Raw genomic sequence first — 18,127 nt, 5'->3', positions numbered from 1 at the left:
TTTGCCATGAATGCTAAAACCGAAACCCCTGCATTGCCTGAAGGCGCCTGCCTCACAGCCAAGGTCCCCGGGCCTGATGAGGCGCTGTTGGGCGACGTGGTGGTCAACCCGTACCGCCTGGCACCGCTGACAGCCATCATCCGCGATGGCGGGCGTACGCTGAGTGCGGCCCATGTGCGCGTGCTGGGCCGCGGCGAGCGGGGCGTAGACATCGCCTACGAGGTGTCGGACCGCTCGCTGTGGACCTATGGCGGCATCCCGGTGTTCGGGTTGTACCCCGACTACGTCAACCAGGTCGAAGTGACCTACAAACTCGATGGCGAGCGCATCCGCGAGCGTTATCAGGTCTATGCGCCGGCAGTGCGCCTGCCGGTGGTGGCGAAGCAGACTGCGGCGTTGCCAGAGGTCGAACCCATCAAGGTAGCGCCCGGCTTCGAAAATCGCCTTTACCTGTTCAACCACCTGCAGGGGGATATCCCGGGCGGCCGGGCCTTCAAGTGGAATGCCCTGGGCGGTGCGGCCGAGTGGGACCAAGTGGGCAACAATTGGATCGCCGACAGTAATGGCGACGTGCGCTGGTACCTGGATATCGAGCAGATTCACGATTCCAACCGCCGGGACGGCCTGGGCGGCACCATGGGCTTCCAGCAGACCCGTGACGGCAAGCTGATCTGGGGCCAGGGCCAGACTTACTCCAAATACGACCTGCTTGGCCGGCGCATCTGGCAACGCAGCCTGCCGGACAAGTTTGCCGACTTCTCCCACGAAATCCGCGAGACCGCCAACGGCACCTACCTGTTGCGGGTCGGTACCAGCGACTATCGCCGGCCAGACGGCAAGCGCGTGCGCTCGATCCGTGACCACATCATCGAGGTGAGCGAAGCGGGTGATGTGTTGGACTTCTGGGACCTGAACCAGATCCTCGACCCGTACCGCGGCGACTTGCTGGAAACCCTTGGCAAGGCGGCGATCCAGTTGCCCGACGGCGTGCAAAAGCACGAAGACCGGCTGGCCAACGAACTGGCCGAAGGCGACCTGCCGTTCGGTGACACCCCAGGCGTTGGCACCGGGCGCAACTGGGCGCACGTCAATGCCATCGACTACGACGCAGATGACGACAGCATCATCGTTTCAGCACGCCATCAAGGCGTGGTGAAGATCGGCCGTGACAAAGCCGTGAAGTGGATTCTCGCCTCGCCGCAGGGGTGGCCGCAGCGCTTGCAGGACAAGGTGCTGACGCCGGTGCAGAGCGAAGGCTTCGATTGGTCCTGGACCCAGCACACCGCCTGGCTCACGGGCAAAGGCACGTTGACCGTGTTCGACAACGGCTGGGGGCGCGATTTTGCCCCAACCAAGCTGGCCGGTAACTACAGCCGCGCGGTGGAGTACAAGATCGACGAGGCCAAAGGCACGGTCGAGCAGGTGTGGGAGTACGGCAAAGCGCGCGGTGACGAATGGTACAGCCCGGTGACCTCGGTGGTGGCCTACCGGCCCGAGACCGATACCCAGTTCATCTATTCGGCCTCGGTGAATTTCCTCACCCCAGAGAAGCTGACTACCACCGTGCTCAATGAGGTGCGCCGCGGGACGCAGGAGGTGCTGGTGGAGCTGAAGGTGCACAGCCGGCAGCCGGGCAGTGTCGGGTATCGGGCGTTGGTGATAGACCTGGGCAAGGCGTTCTGATCCATCCCGTCTGGGAGGGCCGTCGGTCCTCCCTTCACATTTCTTCCCGCTCGATCGTCTAACCTGTATCGGCCTCTTCGCGGGCAAGCCCGCTCCCACAGGATCTCCACAATCTCCTAGGGATGTGCACTCTGTGGGAGCGGGCTTGCCCGCGAAGAGGCCGGCTGCGGTGTAAAAAATCATGAAATTTCCCCAGGCTGTTCAACCATTCGTTCTTTTTTTCGAACAGCCTATTGTCCTACACCCCAGCAGCCGCTTAGCATTCGTTTGAGATTTCAAACGCTCGATGCCCTGCTTTGGGCGCTTTTCAACAATCAACAATTCGGGAAGCCGACATGCAGCTCAAAGACGCTCAGTTGTTCCGCCAGCAAGCCTATATCAATGGTGAGTGGCTGGATGCGGACAATGGCCAGACCATCAAGGTGACCAACCCGGCCACCGGCGAAGTCATCGGTACCGTGCCGAAGATGGGCACCGCGGAAACCCGCCGCGCCATCGAAGCCGCCGACAAGGCCCTGCCGGCCTGGCGCGCCCTGACCGCCAAAGAGCGTTCGGCCAAGCTGCGTCGCTGGTTCGAACTGATGATCGAGAACCAGGACGACCTGGCTCGCCTGATGACCACCGAGCAAGGCAAGCCACTGGCCGAAGCCAAGGGCGAAATCGCCTACGCCGCCTCGTTCATCGAGTGGTTCGCCGAAGAAGCCAAGCGCGTCTACGGTGACACCATCCCAGGCCACCAGCCTGACAAGCGCCTGATCGTCATCAAGCAGCCAATCGGCGTTACCGCGGCCATCACCCCGTGGAACTTCCCGGCGGCCATGATCACCCGTAAAGCCGGCCCGGCCCTGGCCGCTGGCTGCACCATGGTGCTCAAGCCTGCTTCGCAGACCCCGTACTCCGCTCTGGCCCTGGTCGAGCTGGCTCACCGTGCCGGCATCCCGGCTGGTGTGCTGAGCGTCGTCACCGGCAGCGCTGGCGAAGTCGGCGGCGAGCTGACTGGCAACTCCCTGGTTCGCAAACTGTCCTTCACCGGCTCGACCGAAATCGGTCGCCAGCTGATGCAAGAATGCGCCAAGGACATCAAGAAGGTTTCCCTGGAGCTGGGTGGCAACGCGCCGTTCATCGTGTTCGACGACGCTGACCTGGACAAGGCAGTCGAAGGCGCGATCATCTCCAAGTACCGCAACAACGGCCAGACCTGCGTCTGCGCCAACCGTATCTACGTGCAGGACGGCGTCTACGACGCGTTCGCCGAGAAGCTGGCTGCTGCAGTGGCCAAGCTGAAAATCGGTAACGGTCTGGAAGACGGCACCACCACTGGCCCGCTGATCGACGGCAAGGCTGTCGCCAAGGTTCAGGAACACATCGAAGACGCGGTCGCCAAAGGCGCCAAGGTGCTGGCCGGTGGCAAGCTGATCGAAGGCAACTTCTTCGAGCCGACCATTCTGGTCAACGTGCCGAAGACCGCTGCTGTCGCCAAGGAAGAGACCTTCGGCCCACTGGCGCCGCTGTTCCGCTTCCAGGACGAAGCCGAAGTCATCGCCATGTCCAACGACACCGAGTTCGGCCTGGCTTCGTACTTTTACGCCCGCGACATGAGCCGTGTGTTCCGTGTTGCCGAAGCGCTGGAATACGGCATGGTTGGCATCAACACCGGCCTGATTTCCAACGAAGTCGCACCGTTTGGCGGTATCAAGGCTTCGGGCCTGGGCCGCGAAGGTTCCAAATACGGTATCGAGGACTACCTCGAAATCAAATACCTGTGCATCAGCGTCTGATCACCGGTTAAAAGGCTTTACCTCTGCCAGCGGGGCGCGAGAGCGACGTCTCGCTGGCCTTTTTTACATGCAGTACCTGGTGGCCAGGGCGTTCACGGCAGTCGATCAACGAATACTGTGCGCGAGCACTCCCAGCCACCCCCGAATAAAAGCGCCATTCTGATCGGCGCAATGAGGGCATTATGAGCAAGACCAACGAATCCTTGATGCAACGCCGTGTAGCCGCCGTCCCACGTGGCGTCGGCCAAATCCACCCGATCTTCGTAGACACCGCGAAGAACTCGACGGTGATCGACGTTGAAGGCCGCGAACTGATCGACTTCGCGGGCGGCATCGCAGTGCTGAACACCGGCCACCTGCACCCGAAAGTGGTTGCAGCCGTGCAAGAGCAGCTGACCAAAGTCAGCCACACCTGCTTCCAGGTGCTGGCCTACGAACCCTATGTAGAGCTGTGCGAAAAGATCAACAAGCTGGTCCCAGGCGACTTCGACAAGAAGACCCTGCTGGTCACCACCGGCTCCGAAGCCGTTGAAAACGCCGTCAAGATCGCCCGTGCCGCCACTGGCCGCGCTGGCGTCATCGCCTTCACCGGCGCCTACCACGGCCGTACCATGATGACCCTGGGCCTGACCGGCAAGGTCGTGCCGTACTCCGCTGGCATGGGCCTGATGCCAGGCGGCATCTTCCGCGCACTGTTCCCGAACGAACTGCACGGTGTGAGCGTCGACGACGCCATCGCCTCGGTTGAGCGCATCTTCAAGAACGATGCCGAGCCTAAGGACATCGCCGCGATCATCCTCGAGCCCGTACAAGGCGAAGGCGGCTTCCTGCCAGCGCCGAAAGAGCTGATGCAGCGCCTGCGCGCCCTGTGCGACCAGCACGGCATCCTGCTGATCGCCGACGAAGTGCAGACCGGCGCTGGCCGTACTGGCACCTTCTTCGCCATGGAACAGATGGGCGTTGCGCCTGACCTGACCACCTTCGCCAAATCCATCGCTGGCGGCTTCCCGCTGGCCGGTGTGTGCGGCAAGGCCGAGTACATGGACGCCATCGCACCAGGCGGCCTGGGCGGCACCTACGCCGGTTCGCCGATCGCTTGCGCCGCGGCCCTGGCCGTGATCGAAGTGTTCGAAGAAGAAAAACTGCTGGACCGCAGCAAGGCTGTTGGTGAGCACCTTGTGACTGGCCTGCGCAAGATCCAGGAAAAGAACCCGATCATCGGTGACATCCGTGGTCTGGGCTCGATGATTGCTGTCGAAGTCTTCGAGAAAGGCACTCACACCCCGAACGCTGCTGCTGTTGGCCAGGTTGTTGCCAAGGCACGTGACAAGGGTCTGATCCTGCTGTCTTGCGGCACCTACGGCAACGTCCTGCGTATTCTGGTCCCGCTGACCGCCGAAGACGCACTGTTGGACAAAGGCCTGGCGATCATCGAAGAGTGCTTCGCCGAACTCGCCTAATGTGACACGCTTCAGAAAAAACCCGCCTCGGCGGGTTTTTTTTGTGCCCAGAAAACGCGATGGACGCTATCGTTGACGCAGGACTTGCCTTGGAAGCTGCGACGGATTGCGTGTCAGGGATATTCAGGAGTTGGCCATGAGCGCTGTAGACCCCACCCCACCTTGCGTACTGATTGTCGAGGGCGACCCGTGGGTGCGTGACATGCTCAAGGAGATGCTGCTCAGCGTGCGTTGCGACGCCCGTCTGCAGGTCTGCGCCGACGGCTCGCAGGCGCTGAGCGCGCTGTCGAGCAAGCCCGACCTGATCATCGCTGCGCGTGAGCTGGCCGGCGTCGATGGCCTTGACCTGCTGCGCAAGGTCCGCGCCAAAGGCCCGGAGTTGCCGTTCATTCTCATGAGCAGCCGCAGCGACAGTGCCAGCGTGCGCGAAGCGTTGCCCCTGCACCCCACCGCTTACCTGAGCAAGCCCCTGAACCTGGATAACCTGCGCAAGCGCCTGGAAGAACTCCTGCTGGCCGTTGGCGAAGAAATCGCCTGCCCGGTGCCGCCTTTGCAGCCGGGTGCCAGCCTGGCCGGTTACCTCGAGCAGCGCCGCGCGACTGCCGATGGCGGACCGCTGCTGGCCGATGTGCAGGTGGCGATCAAGCGCGCGCTGAACCCTCAGGGCCTGAACCTCAAGGTGCTTGAAGAGGAAGTGCGCAACGACCCGCAGGTTACCGCAGTGCTCATCGCCGCCGCCAACAGCGCCGCCCTGCACCGCGACGCGCCCGTGCAAACGTTGCTGCAGGCGTTGAACAAGCTTGGCAGCACCCAGAGCATGAACCTCATCCTGGGCATGACCCTCAAACGCAGCGCACGGCTGAGCGACCCCTTGCTGGCGCAGCACGCGGCGCACTTCTGGAAGCTCTCGCTGCACTGCGCTGAGTACGGCCGCAGCCTCGCGCGTATGTTGGAGCTGGATGAAGGGCGTTGTTACTGCGCCGGGCTGTTGCATTGCCTGGGCGACCTGGCAGTGCTGCGCTGCCTGCAAGAGTGGCGCCTGGCCGGTGGTGAGTTGGACGAGGGCACGGTCCGCAAGTCGCTCGATGAATACGGCGCGGCATTCGGTTCGGCGCTGCGCACGCGCTGGCGCTTGCCACTGGCACTGCGTGAACTGATTGCGGCCATCTACCAACTGGGCGGTGGCGTGTATTCGCGGGAGATCCTGGCGATGAATCTGGCCGGGCAATTGTCACGGTTGCCGGCTGAGCATGGGTTGGAGCAGGTTGCCAGTAACAAGACTGCACGGCTGCTCAAGCTCGGCTTGGCGGAGCTGGGCCGGCTGCGCAAGGTCGAGAACCCGGAGGTGAAGCCGCAGCGTGAAGAATTACCTGTCGGTGAGAGCGGCGCTGATACCTGATCTTAGGTTTTTGTACGAAAAGTATGGTCATCCATCGTTGTGGGAGCGGGCTTGTCCCGCGAATGGGGCTACGCGGTGCATGGCACCGGCTTCGCCGGTGTTCGCGGGGCAAGTCGGATCGCCGCACCGCCGCTCCCACGTAATGCGTCATTTTTTAGAAATTGCGCAAGACAGTTGCTCCCATGCTCAGGGTTCATTCGTGCACGCGTTCTTGCCTAGTCAGAAATGACAAAACCCAGCCTAGGCTGGGTTTTGCAGGTCCCTCAAGGGGAATAAAACGCGAAGTGCCTCTAAGGGCTACGGGGACAAGATCATGGGGTAAGTATCAAATCAAGATGTCCTCGTCCAATTTGCCTGGGTTGATGAGCAGGCAGCTCATCGTACCACCCTCCGCTTAGCGTTCCAGCATCCCTGGTCGCGGAAAGAGGCACCACTATGCAGGCATCTGGATCGATTATTCCATTGAGAACGACTACCAGTCGGCTTTTTACCATTTCAGGTTCAAGCGATAATCGCGGCTTGGTAAGTTTACCTATCCCCGCACAATCTGATTCTTCCCCTGCCGCTTGGCCCGATACATCGCCGCATCGGCGCGGGCGAACAGGCTGTCCAGCGACTCATCCTCATCCGTCAACGCCGTCAGCCCCTGGCTCACGGTCACCCCGTAGACGTGCTCGTCGTGGCTGAAGCTCAGCCGTTGAATCTCTCGCTGCAAACGCTCGGCGATCTGCTCGGCCACTTGTGCATTACAGCCCGGGAACACGGCCGCAAACTCCTCGCCACCAATACGTCCAAACTGGTCCCCTCGGCGTAGCACGGCTTTGCCGCTGTCGGCGATACGCTGCAGCACTTGGTCGCCTTCCTGGTGCCCGTAGCTGTCATTGATCTGTTTGAAATCGTCGATGTCCAGCAGCAGGAAGGCCAGTGGCGTGCCGTCCTCGCGGGCGCTGTCGAAGGCCTGCTGGGCACATTCGAAGAAGTGCCGGCGGTTGCTGCTCTGGGTCAGCACGTCGGTGGTGGCCAGGCGATGCAGTTCGCCTTCGAGTTGCTTCTTTTCGGTGATGTCTTCGGCGATACCGACAACGATGACCCGCTGTTCGCCCTCGCGGTGCTGGTTGATGTAGCACTTGTCACTCAGCCAGCGCACCTGGCCTTCGGCATTGAGGATGCGGTATTCGCGGTCTTCCACCGAGCCTTTGAGCAGCACTTGGGCCAGGCTGCGCTCGGCGTACTCCAGGTCGTCGGGGTAGATGCTGTCGCGCCACTCGTTGTAGTCGGCCAGCACCAGGCTGATCGGGCGGCCAAAGATACGTTCGTACGCCGGGCTGACGTAGAGCACCTGGCGAGCTTCCCAGTCAAAGGCCCAGAGTACGGCATTGACGCTGTCCAGCAACGAACTGAAGAGTTGTTCGCGTTCACTCAGGCGGGCAACTTCGCCTTGGGCGTGCAGCAGGGCCAGCAAGGTCTTGGCGGCTTCTGGAGGTGGGGTGCCGGGCAGGGAAGTTGGAATGTTCTTGGCCATGTGCACGAGCGAGTCTCGACAAGTGAGCGTGCGGCCAGCATCAGGCCCGCCACGCGGGCGATGTGCCGAATTGGAGTGGTGGGCAGGGGGGGAAGTTCCAGGCGGCACGCCCTGCTAGCAGGGCGTGCCGATCAACGGCGGTCAGGCGCCAGTTGGGCGCAGGGAGTAGGTTTTCAGTTGTGCGGCGAAGTCGTGCAGGGCATGGATGCCGCTGGCTTCGGCCTCGTGCACCCAGTCCTTCATGGCCGCGAGCATGTCGTGGCCATTGGCGCTGGTGCGTGCCCAGATTTGCTGCAGGGCCAGGCGTTTTTCGTAAATGACCTTGAGGGCCTGGCTATGCGCGAGCAGCGTCTCGATGCGCACGTGGTGGCGGTCTTCCAGCAGGCTGGTCTCCCGCGACAGCAGGCGCTTGGCGCGGCGGAAACGGTGGCGCATCGACGCGTCGACCTTGGCCAGCTCTTGCTGCACCAGCGGGCCGATCACCAGCTTGCGGTACTGGGCCATGATCTGGAAGCGATTGTTGAGGATCGCCATGGCAGTGTCCATGTCCAGGTTGGCCTTGCCTTCGACCCTGTGGGCGATCGGCGCCACGCGCTGCACCTTGGCCAGGCGCAGGAAGCAGAACAGGCGTATCCAGGCCCAGCCCATGTCGAACTCCCAGCGTTTTACCGACAGCTTGGCCGAGTTGGGGTAGGTGTGGTGGTTGTTGTGCAGCTCTTCGCCACCGATGACGATGCCCCACGGCACCAGGTTGGTGGCGGCGTCCCGGCATTCGAAATTGCGGTAGCCGACGGCATGGCCCAGGCCATTGACCACGCCAGCGGCCCAGAACGGAATCCACATCATCTGCACCGCCCAGATGGTGATGCCAATAGTGCCGAACAGCAGCAAGTCGATCACCGCCAGCAGGGCAATGCCGCCCAGCTTGTACCGCGAGTAGAGGTTGCGCTCGATCCAGTCGTCCGGGCAGTTCTTGCCATAGATGCGCAGGGTTTCGGGGTTGCGTGCCTCTTCGCGGTAGAGCTCAGCGCCTTTGCGCAGGACCGTGCTCAAACCCTTGTGCACCGGGCTGTGCGGGTCGTCCGGGGTTTCGCACTTGGCGTGGTGCTTGCGGTGGACGGCGGTCCACTCGCGGGTGTTCTGCGCCGTGGTCAGCCACAGCCAGAAACGGAAGAAGTGCTTGAGCGCGCCGTTGAGCTCCAAAGCCCGGTGCGCGGAGTAGCGATGCAGGTAAACCGTGACGCTGACGATGGTCACATGGGTCATCAACAAAGTGATGCCGACCAGTTGCCAGGCCGACAAGTCGAGCAGGCCGTTGTACCACATAGGTGTTAAAACCCTCGAGAACACAGGGGAAGGGTCTGATTATCCCTTGGCAGGGAAATAAAACCAGTCACCCTTTCAGATAGGACGTCACGACATGTTTCACCCTTTATAATGCGCGCTCTTCGTTCATGGGCTATTCCACCCGACATGTCTGTTTCCGTTCGCGACGCCTTGCGCATGGCTGCGCTCTATGTGGTGCTGTCGATCCTCTGGCTGGTGCTGGCGGAGATGCTCCTGCATGGTATGACTGACGACCCGCTGGCACTGACGGTGGGGCGGCAGATCAATGTGGTGATTTGGGTCTTGTTCAGCGCGGTGCTGATTTTCGTGTCGCGGGCACGGCTGCTCAATTTCATCGGCATTGGCGCGCGCCTGCGCTGCGAAGACCGCGAGCGGCTGCGCATGGCGGCGGCGGTGTTCGACAGTACCCTCGAAGGGGTGCTGGTGACTGACCGCCAAGGCCTGATCGTGCACGTCAACCGCGCCTTCATGCGTATCACCGGCTACCAGCAGGACGAGGTCATTGGCCAGCGCCCGAACAAATTCAAGTCGGGCCGCCATGGCGCGTCGTTCTATCAGCAGATCTTTGCCACCCTGGCCAAAAAGGGCGAATGGAGCGGCGAGATCTGGAACCGCCGCAAAAGCGGCGAGATCTACCCGCAATGGCAGACGATCTGCGCCATACGCGATGACGCTGGCGAGCTGAGCCATTACGTGGCGGTTTTCAGCGACATCAGTGCGATCAAGCATACCGAGCAGGAACTGGCCTACCTGGCCCATCACGACCCGCTGACCGGCCTGCCCAACCGCCTGCTGTTCACCGACCGCGTCGAGCAGGCGCTGGTGACGGCGCAAGCCAACAAACGCGGTTGCGGTTTGCTGCTGCTCGACCTGGACCATTTCCAGAGCATCAACGACGGCCTTGGCCACACCATCGGCGATCAGTTGCTCAAGCTGGTGGGCGAGCGCCTGGGCGAGGTGGTGGGCAATGGGGTGACCCTGGCGCGGCTGGGGGGGGACGAGTTCGGTGTACTGGCCGAGAACTGCCAGCAAGTCGGCCAGGCGGGCAAGCTGGCGCAACGCATCATCGAGCGTATGCGCGAGCCGTTCGTGTTCGATGGCCATCGCCTGTTCATCAGTGTCAGCGTCGGCATCAGCCTGTTCCCCAGCGATGCGCTGGGTACCGAGCAGTTGCTGCGCAATGCCGACGCGGCACTGTTCAAGGCCAAGAGCAGCGGGCGCGCCTGCTATGCGCTGTACACCGAAGAGCTGACCGCGCACGCCCAGCACCGGGTGGAAACCGCCGGCGAGCTGCGCCGTGCCTTGGAGCAGGATGAACTGCGGGTGTACTTCCAGCCGGTGCATGACCTGGCCACGGCCGAGCGGGTAGGGGTCGAGACCCTGGTGCGCTGGGCGCATCCTCAGCGCGGCCTGGTGCCGCCGAGCGAGTTCATACCGATCGCCGAGCGCACCGGGTTGATTGCCGAAATCGACACCTGGGTGCTGCGTCAGGCTTGCCTGCAGATGGTGCAGTGGCAGCGCGAAGGCCGGCAGCTGGCGTTCGTCGCGGTGAATATCTCAAGCCGTCTGTTTGGCCAGCACGCGTTGTATCGGCAGGTGGCCGAAGTGCTGCACGAAACCGGCCTGGCCCCGGCGATGCTGGAGCTGGAAGTCACCGAGAGTGCGGTGATGGAAGACCCGGAAGTGGCGCTGGAGCAGCTGCATCGCCTGCGTGAACTGGGCGTGACCTTGGCGATCGACGACTTCGGCACGGGGTATTCATCGCTGCTGCGGCTCAAGCGTTTGCCGGTGCAGAAGCTGAAGATCGATCAGGGCTTTGTCGCGGGCTTGCCACATGACGATGACGACATCGCGATCGTGCGGGTGATCATTGCCCTGGCCCGCAGCATGGGCATGCAAGTGCATGCCGAGGGCATCGAGCAGCAAGAGCAGGCCAGCTTCCTGCTGCAGGAGCAGTGCCAGTTGGGCCAGGGTTACTGGTTCGGCCGGCCGGTGCCGGCGCAGGACCTAGAGTGGGGGTGATGGCTCAGGGCCGTAGTTTTTCCGTCATGTCGCGGATCACGCCATGGACGATGCGCCTGACCAGCCTGCTTTCACCGGCATGCCAGGCATGGACGTTTTTTTCCAGAAGGTCTCTTGCTGCATCTTCCACGCCCGGTACCAGCTCATCAATGATCTTGTTACCCAGCGGCGCGCGTACGCCAATCGCTTCACCGAGGCTGATGACGCTGGCCCTGGTAATGTCAGCGTGGGTGCGGACGCCTTCTGGCTTCCACACCAGTTCTGCCTCAAGCCATGGCGCAGCGGATTCGCCGTAAACGGCGGTGCACAAGAGGTCGTAGTGCGGTGCGAGGTAATACGCATCCGGACGCACGAAGAACGACAGGTTTTTCAAGTGGGCATCGTTGTTGCCAACGACAATGTTGAATACCAACCACCTGAATAGCTGAAGCCGCGTCTGGGCCACATTCCGGACCTGCCCGAGAATCTTTCGTAACGTTTCTGCAGTCGCTTGTTGGTACTTGAAGCTTTTGTCGAGCGTGAGCAATTGGCAAGCATCCAGCACATGCACGCGTTCGAGCCGATCATTCACCCGTGTGCGGTCGAAGCGCTCGATCAGATAGGCTGCCTCGGGTACGCGGCGAACCTTCACATCGGGTACTTGCAGCCCTACCGCTCGTGCAACACTCATCACGAACCACTCGTTCACTGCGGTCGCGTCATAGAGGTCACGGTCAGGGTGGTCGGGCTTGAGGATATGGGTCGACGGCGTGTTGCCGATCGGTTCGAACAGGGCGTCTTTTTCCATGACAATCGGCAGCTTATGCTGCGCGCCAGCGAGTGACATACGCTTCGGGGCGCCTGTGGTCAATGCGACTCGGGGCAGGTTGCGAATCCTCTCACTCAACTGAGCGTCCGAGATAGGCTTCAGCCCGCTCGCCTGCTCAAGTTGTGGCTCAGGTAGCAAGGTGATTGCACCTGCCGACTCTGAACCGTAGTAGCTGAGCAAGCCAAAAGCGTCCGCGAATTCGAGCTTTGCATCGCTGGCCAGCAATGTGCGTGCTTGCTCTTCGGGCAGCAGATTGTCGAAGAACCATTGAACAGGGCGCTCGGATGATCCATCAACCAGCAAGCCTTTGGCACGAGGCAGTGCGGGCGACAGATCATAGCCGTCGGGTCGGGCTATCCAGGCTGGCGTATATTCCAGGCTCCAGACACCTGCGTTGTCGCTGAGCGTTGCAACGTGGTGGCTGTTGATCAGGATTTGGAGGGCTCTCATTTGTCAGGCACATCCACATAAACCCGTATGCCAAGTTCCTGCATCACTTGCAGGACGCTTGCGAGTGACACACTGCCCTTGCCTCGCTCGATGTCCCTGAGCAGGACGTGGCTTTTGCCGACGATGAGGGCCAGGTCCGATTGGGTTATTGCCTGGTTTTTGCGTACCTCACGTACTGCATTTCCCAAATCGAGAGGTGTCTGGATCTGTTTGAGGGAGCCCATGGGTGTTCAGCCGGTTCGAAAGAATAGTTTCGATTATGGTCGGCGACAGGGAACATTCAAGGAAAACTAAGGTTTTATTTAGTTTTTACCGTGTGGGGAGAGGTCAGCGCTAAAAACGAAAGTATTGTTTCGATAGTTAGCGTTAGCGCCTTGATGTGGTTTTATCTCAACGATAATTTAGTTTCTGTACAACTGCGAATGGGGCCGCAAAACGGCCCCTGACAATTCACCGCTTGTTCAACCCCTTCGCCAGCCGATCCCCACCCAGTTGAATCAACGCCACCAACGCCACCAGCATGGCGATCACGGTCAGCATGATCTGGCTGTCGAAGCGCTGGTACCCATACCGATAGGCAATGTCGCCCAGCCCACCGGCGCCAATCGCCCCGGCCATGGCTGACGAGTTGATGAGGGTCACCAGGGTAATGGTGAACCCCCCGACGATGCCGGGCAGCGCCTCGGGCAGCAGCACATGCCAGACGATGTGCCAGCGCCGGCAGCCCATGGCCTGCGCCGCTTCCACCAGGCCGTGGTCCACTTCGCGCAAGCTCACCTCGGCAATCCGGGCAAAGAAGGGGGTGGCGGCGATGGTCAGCGGCACCACGGCCGCCCACACACCATAGGTGGTGCCTACCACCAGGCGGGTGAAGGGGATCAGCGCGACCATCAGGATCAGAAACGGGATCGAACGGAACAGGTTGACGAACGCGCCCAGCACCCGGTTCAGCAGCGGTGCCTCGAAGATGCCGCCCTTGTCGCTGGTGACCAGCAGCACCGCCATCGGTACACCCACCAACAGCGCGATCAGCGACGACACGCCGACCATCAGCAGGGTGTCGAGCAAACCTTCAAGCAGGCGATCAAACCACATGGCCCAGTACCTCCACGTCTTCGGCCCAACGGCGGGCACGCTCCAGCAATTGGTGGGTGTCGTGTGGCGAATGCTGCACCGACAGGATCAACTGCCCAAGGGCATGTTCACCGATGGTTTCAACGCCACCTTGCAGCAGGCGCACACGGCCGCCGAGGTCGGTGAACAGGGCAGAAAGCTCCGGCTCGCCGAGCAAGGTCAGCTTGAGCACCACGGCGCTGTCGCGGCTTTGCGGGCTGGCCTTGAGGCTGGCCTGCAAAGTCGCGGGCAGCTTGGCCTGCAAGGGCGCGAGCAAGGTCCGCGTCACTTCATGGCGCGGTGTGCCGAATACCCGCCAGACTTCCCCTTGCTCGACCACTTCGCCGCGCTCCAGCACCACCACGCGGTGGCAGATATCGCGGATTACCGCCATTTCATGGGTGATCAGCACGATGGTCAGGCCCAGGCGCTGGTTGATGTCACGCAGCAGTTCAAGGATCGAGGCCGTGGTTTCAGGGTCGAGTGCCGAGGTGGCCTCGTCGCACAAGAGAATCTCGGGGTCGTGCACCAGCGCCCGGGCGATGCCGACGCGTTGCTTTTGCCCGCCCGACAACTGCGCGGGGTAGACGTGGTGCTTTTCCTGCAGGCCGACCAGCTCCAGCAGTGCACGCACCTTGCGCTGGCGCTCGGCCTTGGGCACGCCGGCCACTTTCAGCGGCAGCTCGACGTTTTGCCACACGGTCTTGGCCGACATCAGGTTGAAGTGCTGGAAAATCATGCCGATGCGCCGGCGCAGCGCAACCAAGCGGTCCTCGTCGAAGGGCGCGATGTCCACCTGGTCGATCAGCACGCGGCCCTGGCTGGGTTGTTCCAGGCGGTTGATGGTACGCAGCAGCGACGACTTGCCGGCGCCGCTGCGGCCGATGATGCCGAAGATCTCGCCATGGCGGATGTTCAGGTCGATGCCTTGCAAGGCAGGCTGAGCCTGGCCAGGGTAGGTCTTGCCGAGGCCGATGAAGCGCACGTGGGCTTCGTTGACCTCTGGGCGCAGGGCCTGTTCCTTGGCCGTTGGCGGCAATGGTTGGGGTGTCGGCGCCCTGAGCGCGCTGGCCTGGCTCATGTCAGCCCTCCCAACCGGCCTGGTAGAGGTTGCCGTGGGCTTTGTTCAAGGCCGCGCGCACCGCGGGCGAGTGCTGGTAGATATCGACGAACTTGGCCAGGCGCGGGTCGTCCTTGCTTTGCGGGCGAATGACGAACTGGATCACGTACTCTTTGTTTTCCAGGCCATCGAACAGCAGCGCGGAGGTGGCGTCGAAGCTGTTGGCCAGGCGGATGTAGGCCGGGTAGCCCTGGACCAGGTCAGCGTCGTCATAGGCGCGCACCAGTTGCACCGCCTCGACCTGAAGGATTTTAAGGTGCTTGGGGTTGGCGATGATGTCGTCTTCCGTGGCCTTGTAGCCGACCCCAGGTTTAAGCGTGATCAGCCCCGCCTTGGCCAGTAGCTGCAGGCCACGGCCGCTGTTGATCGGGTCGTTGGCGATGGCCACGCTGGCGCCTTCGGGCAGCTCGGCGAAGCTTTTGTACTTTTTCGAGTACAGGCCGACGTTGTTGATGATGCCTGGCGCGTAGGGCACCAGGTTGAAGCCCGCAGCGGCCTTGGCGTTTTCCAGGAACGGGATGTGCTGGAAGTAGTTCACGTCGATGTCGCCGCTGTTGAGGCTGACGTTGGGGGCTATCCAATCGCTGAACTCGATCAGCTTCACGTCCAGGCCTTGCTTGTGGGCTTCTTCCACGGCGGTTTCCAGGGGAATCGCAAAGGCGGAGGTGGTACCGATTTTCAACGGCTCGGCGGCGAAGGCGCTGGCGGACAGGCCAAGGGTGACCGCAATGGCCGCGACGGGCCGGAACAGTTTCTCAAGCATGGTGCAGGGCTCCAGTCGGGGCAGGGGTTGGGGTAAAGCGGTAGCGCGAGCCGGGATGGCTGGCGGGCAGGTGCGGGTGGTCGGTATCGAACAACTTCTCGCGCAGGGTGCCCTCGGCGTAGGCGGTCTTGTAGCGGCCACGCTGTTGTAGCTGCGGGATGACCAGGTCGATGAAATCCTCAAAGCTTTCTGGTGTAACGGTGCGGGTCAGGTTGAAGCCGTCCAGCCCGGTTTCGTCGAGCCAGGCGATCAGGGCATCGGCGACCTGTTCAGGGCTGCCGACCAGGGTCACGTAGCGCCCGCCCAGGGCGTGCTGATCAAGCAGGCGGCGGCGGGTCCAGGCGTTTTCCTGCAGCTGGCGCGTGGCCGACTGGATGGCGTTGCCCTTGCTGAAGCCGATCGGCTCGTCCAGCCCATAGGCCGCAAAGTCGATGCCGGTGGAGGCGGCAAAGTGCGCCACGCCGGCCTCGGGGCTGGCATGGCGAAGGTACTCGGCATGCTTGGCTTGGGCCTGTTGCTCAGTGGGGGCGACGATCACCGTGATGCCCATGAACACCTTGACCGCCTGCGGATCGCGGCCCGCCGCCTTGGCGGCCGCGCGCACCTTGTCGACCTGGGCGCGGGTGGCGGTTTTGTCCTGGCCGCTGATGAACACGCACTCGGCATGGTTGCCGGCAAAGGCGAGGCCGCGCGGGGAACTGCCCGCCTGGAACAGCACCGGTGTGCGTTGCGCTGAGGGCTCGCACAGGTGGTAGCCCTCGACGTTGTAGAACTCACCGTGGTGGCTGACCTTGCGCACCTTGTCGGGCTGGGCGTAGACGCGCTGCTCGCGGTCGGCGACCACGGCATCGTCAGCCCAGCTGCCTTCGAGCAGTTTGTACAGCACCTGCAGGTACTCGTCGGCCTGGTCGTAGCGCCGATCATGCTCGGGTTGCTGCGCCAGGCCCATGGCGCGGGCCGCGCTGTCGAGGTAGCCGGTGACGATGTTCCAGCCGACCCGGCCATTGGTGAGGTGGTCGAGCGTGGAGAGGCGCCGGGCGAACAAGTAAGGCGCCTCGTAAGTGAGGTTGGCGGTAAGGCCGAAGCCCAGGTGGCGGGTGACGGCAGCCATGGCCGAGACCAACAGCAGGGGGTCGTTGACGGGTAGCTGGATCGACTCCTTGAGCGTTATCTCCAGCGACTGGCCATAGATGTCGTAGGTGCCGACGATGTCGGCGATGAACAGGCCGTCGAACAAGCCCCGTTCCAGCAGGCGTGCCAGGTCGGTCCAGTATTCAAGCGTCTTGTACTGGGTCGAGGTGTCCCGCGGGTGGGTCCACAGGCCATGGTTGATGTGCCCGATGCAGTTCATGTTGAAGGCATTGAGCAGAATCTGCTTGGCCATCAGATCGTCCCCCGGCGCGGCGGGTTTTCGTTGTTCAGGTAGTAGTTGCCGATGGCGTGGTACTTCCAGCGCACTGGGTCGTGCAGGGTGTGCACGCGAGCGTTGCGCCAGTGGCGGTCGAGGTTGTGCTCGGCGAGGGTGGCCTGGCTACCGGCCAGTTCGAACAGCGTGGTGCCGGCGGCGAGGGAAATCTCGGTGCTGATGGCGCGTGCTTCGGCCACGGCAATGGAGGCGGCGGCGACGTTGTCGGCGCTGCTGTCTTGCTGGGCGCGGTCGAGGTATTCACCGGCGCGTTCGAGCAGGGCTTCGGTGGCGTGCAGGCGGATCGCCAGTTGGCCGAAGCTTTTCAGGGTCAAGGGGTCTTCGCTGGCCTTGTCCAGGCCCGAGTCGACCCAGGGGCGGCTGCGGGTGCGCACGAAGTGCAGGGCATCTTCGTAGGCGGCGCGGGCGATGCCGGTGTCGATGGCGGCGTGGAGAATCTGTGCCAGTGGGCCGACCGGGGTCGGGCGTTCGAAGGCGCTCTGGAAGGTGACTACGTCTTGCGCGCTGACCCACACATTGTCGAATACCACCGAACCACTGCCGGTGGTGCGCTGGCCGAAGCCGCTCCAGTCGTCGATCACCTGCAGGCCTTGGCTGTCGGCGGGGACGAAGGCCAATTGTTGCACGCCATCGTCATCGATCACCGAGGTCGGGATGCGCTGGGCGTAAAGGGCACCGGTTGAATAGAACTTGCGGCCATTGATACGGAACCCATCACCGTCGCGGCTCAGGCGGGTGGTGCGGTCGTTGGCGGTCTTGGTGCCCAGTTCGGCCAAGGCATTGCCAAAGCGCCGGCCGGCCAGCACTTCGGCGTACAGGCGTTGCTGTTGTTCAGGGCTGCCGTTTACCCGCAGCACTTCCAGGGCATAGAAGTGGTTTTGCGGGATCTGCCCCAAGGAGCCATCGGCCTGGGCGATGCGGGCGATGACTTTGGCCAGGGTGACGTTGGACACACCGGCGCCGCCGAAGGCCTTGGGCACGCTGATGGCCCACAGGCCGGAGCGGGTGAACAGGTCGAGTTCGGCATGGGGCAGGCGACGCTCGCGGTCGCGCAGGGCGCTGTCGCGGCGCAGTTGCTGGGCGATATCTTCGGCGATGGCCAGGGCTTGGGTGTCGCTGGTGATGATGTTTGTGGTCATGGTGTTTCTCCGGGGCCTTGGGGGCCGCTTCGCGCCCCAATCGCCGGCAAGCCGGCTCCCACACGTTCGGCGGTAGCGCTCTGAAGGTGGGAGCCGG

At 62.5% G+C, this 18,127-nt stretch carries 14 protein-coding genes; 5 read left to right on the top strand and 9 right to left on the bottom strand.

Annotated elements, in window-relative coordinates:
• Window positions 1-6 precede the first annotated feature (6 nt).
• From QOS90_RS17810 to QOS90_RS17795, 4 genes are all read left to right on the top strand, one after another.
• Window positions 7-1,683, top strand: coding sequence for an aryl-sulfate sulfotransferase (locus tag QOS90_RS17810; protein ID WP_085273884.1), 1,677 nt, complete (start codon window positions 7-9; stop codon window positions 1,681-1,683).
• A 335-nt stretch (window positions 1,684-2,018) separates the two neighbouring features.
• Complete coding sequence (gabD, locus tag QOS90_RS17805; RefSeq protein WP_027595154.1) at window positions 2,019-3,461, top strand: NADP-dependent succinate-semialdehyde dehydrogenase; 1,443 nt, start codon at window positions 2,019-2,021, stop codon at window positions 3,459-3,461.
• Window positions 3,462-3,643: 182 nt separating this feature from the next.
• Window positions 3,644-4,921: a 4-aminobutyrate--2-oxoglutarate transaminase gene (gabT, locus tag QOS90_RS17800; protein ID WP_027595155.1), complete on the top strand. Its 1,278-nt coding sequence runs from the start codon at window positions 3,644-3,646 to the stop codon at window positions 4,919-4,921.
• Window positions 4,922-5,057: 136 nt separating this feature from the next.
• Complete coding sequence (locus QOS90_RS17795) at window positions 5,058-6,320, top strand: response regulator (RefSeq protein ID WP_027595156.1); 1,263 nt, start codon at window positions 5,058-5,060, stop codon at window positions 6,318-6,320.
• Window positions 6,321-6,852: 532 nt separating this feature from the next.
• On the opposite strand, the gene QOS90_RS17790 is transcribed toward QOS90_RS17795, so the two are convergent.
• On the bottom strand, window positions 6,853-7,842 hold the full coding sequence (locus tag QOS90_RS17790; protein ID WP_027595157.1) for a GGDEF domain-containing protein: 990 nt from the start codon (window positions 7,840-7,842) through the stop codon (window positions 6,853-6,855).
• 141 nt (window positions 7,843-7,983) lie between these two features.
• A complete protein-coding gene (gene desA / locus QOS90_RS17785) occupies window positions 7,984-9,168 on the bottom strand; it encodes a delta-9 fatty acid desaturase DesA (RefSeq protein WP_085273883.1) in 1,185 nt (394 codons plus the stop codon).
• A 147-nt stretch (window positions 9,169-9,315) separates the two neighbouring features.
• Between desA and dibA the strand changes: the two genes are divergently transcribed.
• Window positions 9,316-11,211 (top strand): phosphodiesterase DibA, encoded by a 1,896-nt coding sequence (dibA, locus tag QOS90_RS17780; RefSeq protein ID WP_085273882.1) that lies wholly within the window; start codon window positions 9,316-9,318, stop codon window positions 11,209-11,211.
• 4 nt (window positions 11,212-11,215) lie between these two features.
• On the opposite strand, the gene QOS90_RS17775 is transcribed toward dibA, so the two are convergent.
• From QOS90_RS17775 to QOS90_RS17745, 7 genes are all read right to left on the bottom strand, one after another.
• Complete coding sequence (locus QOS90_RS17775) at window positions 11,216-12,469, bottom strand: HipA domain-containing protein (RefSeq protein WP_085273881.1); 1,254 nt, start codon at window positions 12,467-12,469, stop codon at window positions 11,216-11,218.
• Window positions 12,466-12,693 carry a helix-turn-helix domain-containing protein gene (locus QOS90_RS17770; protein ID WP_033694250.1) on the bottom strand — a complete coding sequence of 76 codons (228 nt, stop codon included), beginning with the start codon at window positions 12,691-12,693 and terminating at the stop codon, window positions 12,466-12,468. The genes QOS90_RS17775 and QOS90_RS17770 overlap by 4 nt, the downstream gene beginning before the upstream one ends.
• Window positions 12,694-12,919: 226 nt before the next feature.
• Window positions 12,920-13,564: a methionine ABC transporter permease gene (locus QOS90_RS17765; protein WP_008096606.1), complete on the bottom strand. Its 645-nt coding sequence runs from the start codon at window positions 13,562-13,564 to the stop codon at window positions 12,920-12,922.
• Window positions 13,554-14,663, bottom strand: a complete 1,110-nt coding sequence (locus tag QOS90_RS17760) for a methionine ABC transporter ATP-binding protein (protein WP_085273880.1) — start codon at window positions 14,661-14,663, stop codon at window positions 13,554-13,556. Before QOS90_RS17760 ends, QOS90_RS17765 begins: the two co-directional genes overlap by 11 nt.
• Window position 14,664: 1 nt before the next feature.
• The gene (locus tag QOS90_RS17755; protein ID WP_085273879.1) at window positions 14,665-15,465 is read right to left on the bottom strand and encodes a MetQ/NlpA family ABC transporter substrate-binding protein; all 801 of its coding nucleotides are present in this window, start codon (window positions 15,463-15,465) and stop codon (window positions 14,665-14,667) included.
• Entirely contained in the window at window positions 15,458-16,849 is a 1,392-nt protein-coding gene (locus QOS90_RS17750; protein WP_085273878.1) for an LLM class flavin-dependent oxidoreductase, read from the bottom strand. Before QOS90_RS17750 ends, QOS90_RS17755 begins: the two co-directional genes overlap by 8 nt.
• Window positions 16,849-18,030, bottom strand: a complete 1,182-nt coding sequence (locus QOS90_RS17745) for an SfnB family sulfur acquisition oxidoreductase (RefSeq protein ID WP_085273877.1) — start codon at window positions 18,028-18,030, stop codon at window positions 16,849-16,851. The genes QOS90_RS17750 and QOS90_RS17745 overlap by 1 nt, the downstream gene beginning before the upstream one ends.
• Between the last annotated feature and the right edge of the window lie 97 nt (window positions 18,031-18,127).

This window comes from Pseudomonas sp. LAIL14HWK12:I10, assembly GCF_900184205.1.
Lineage (GTDB): Bacteria > Pseudomonadota > Gammaproteobacteria > Pseudomonadales > Pseudomonadaceae > Aquipseudomonas > Aquipseudomonas kermanshahensis.
Note: the sequence above shows the minus strand (reverse complement) of the source record. Positions and strands in the feature narration are given on the sequence as shown.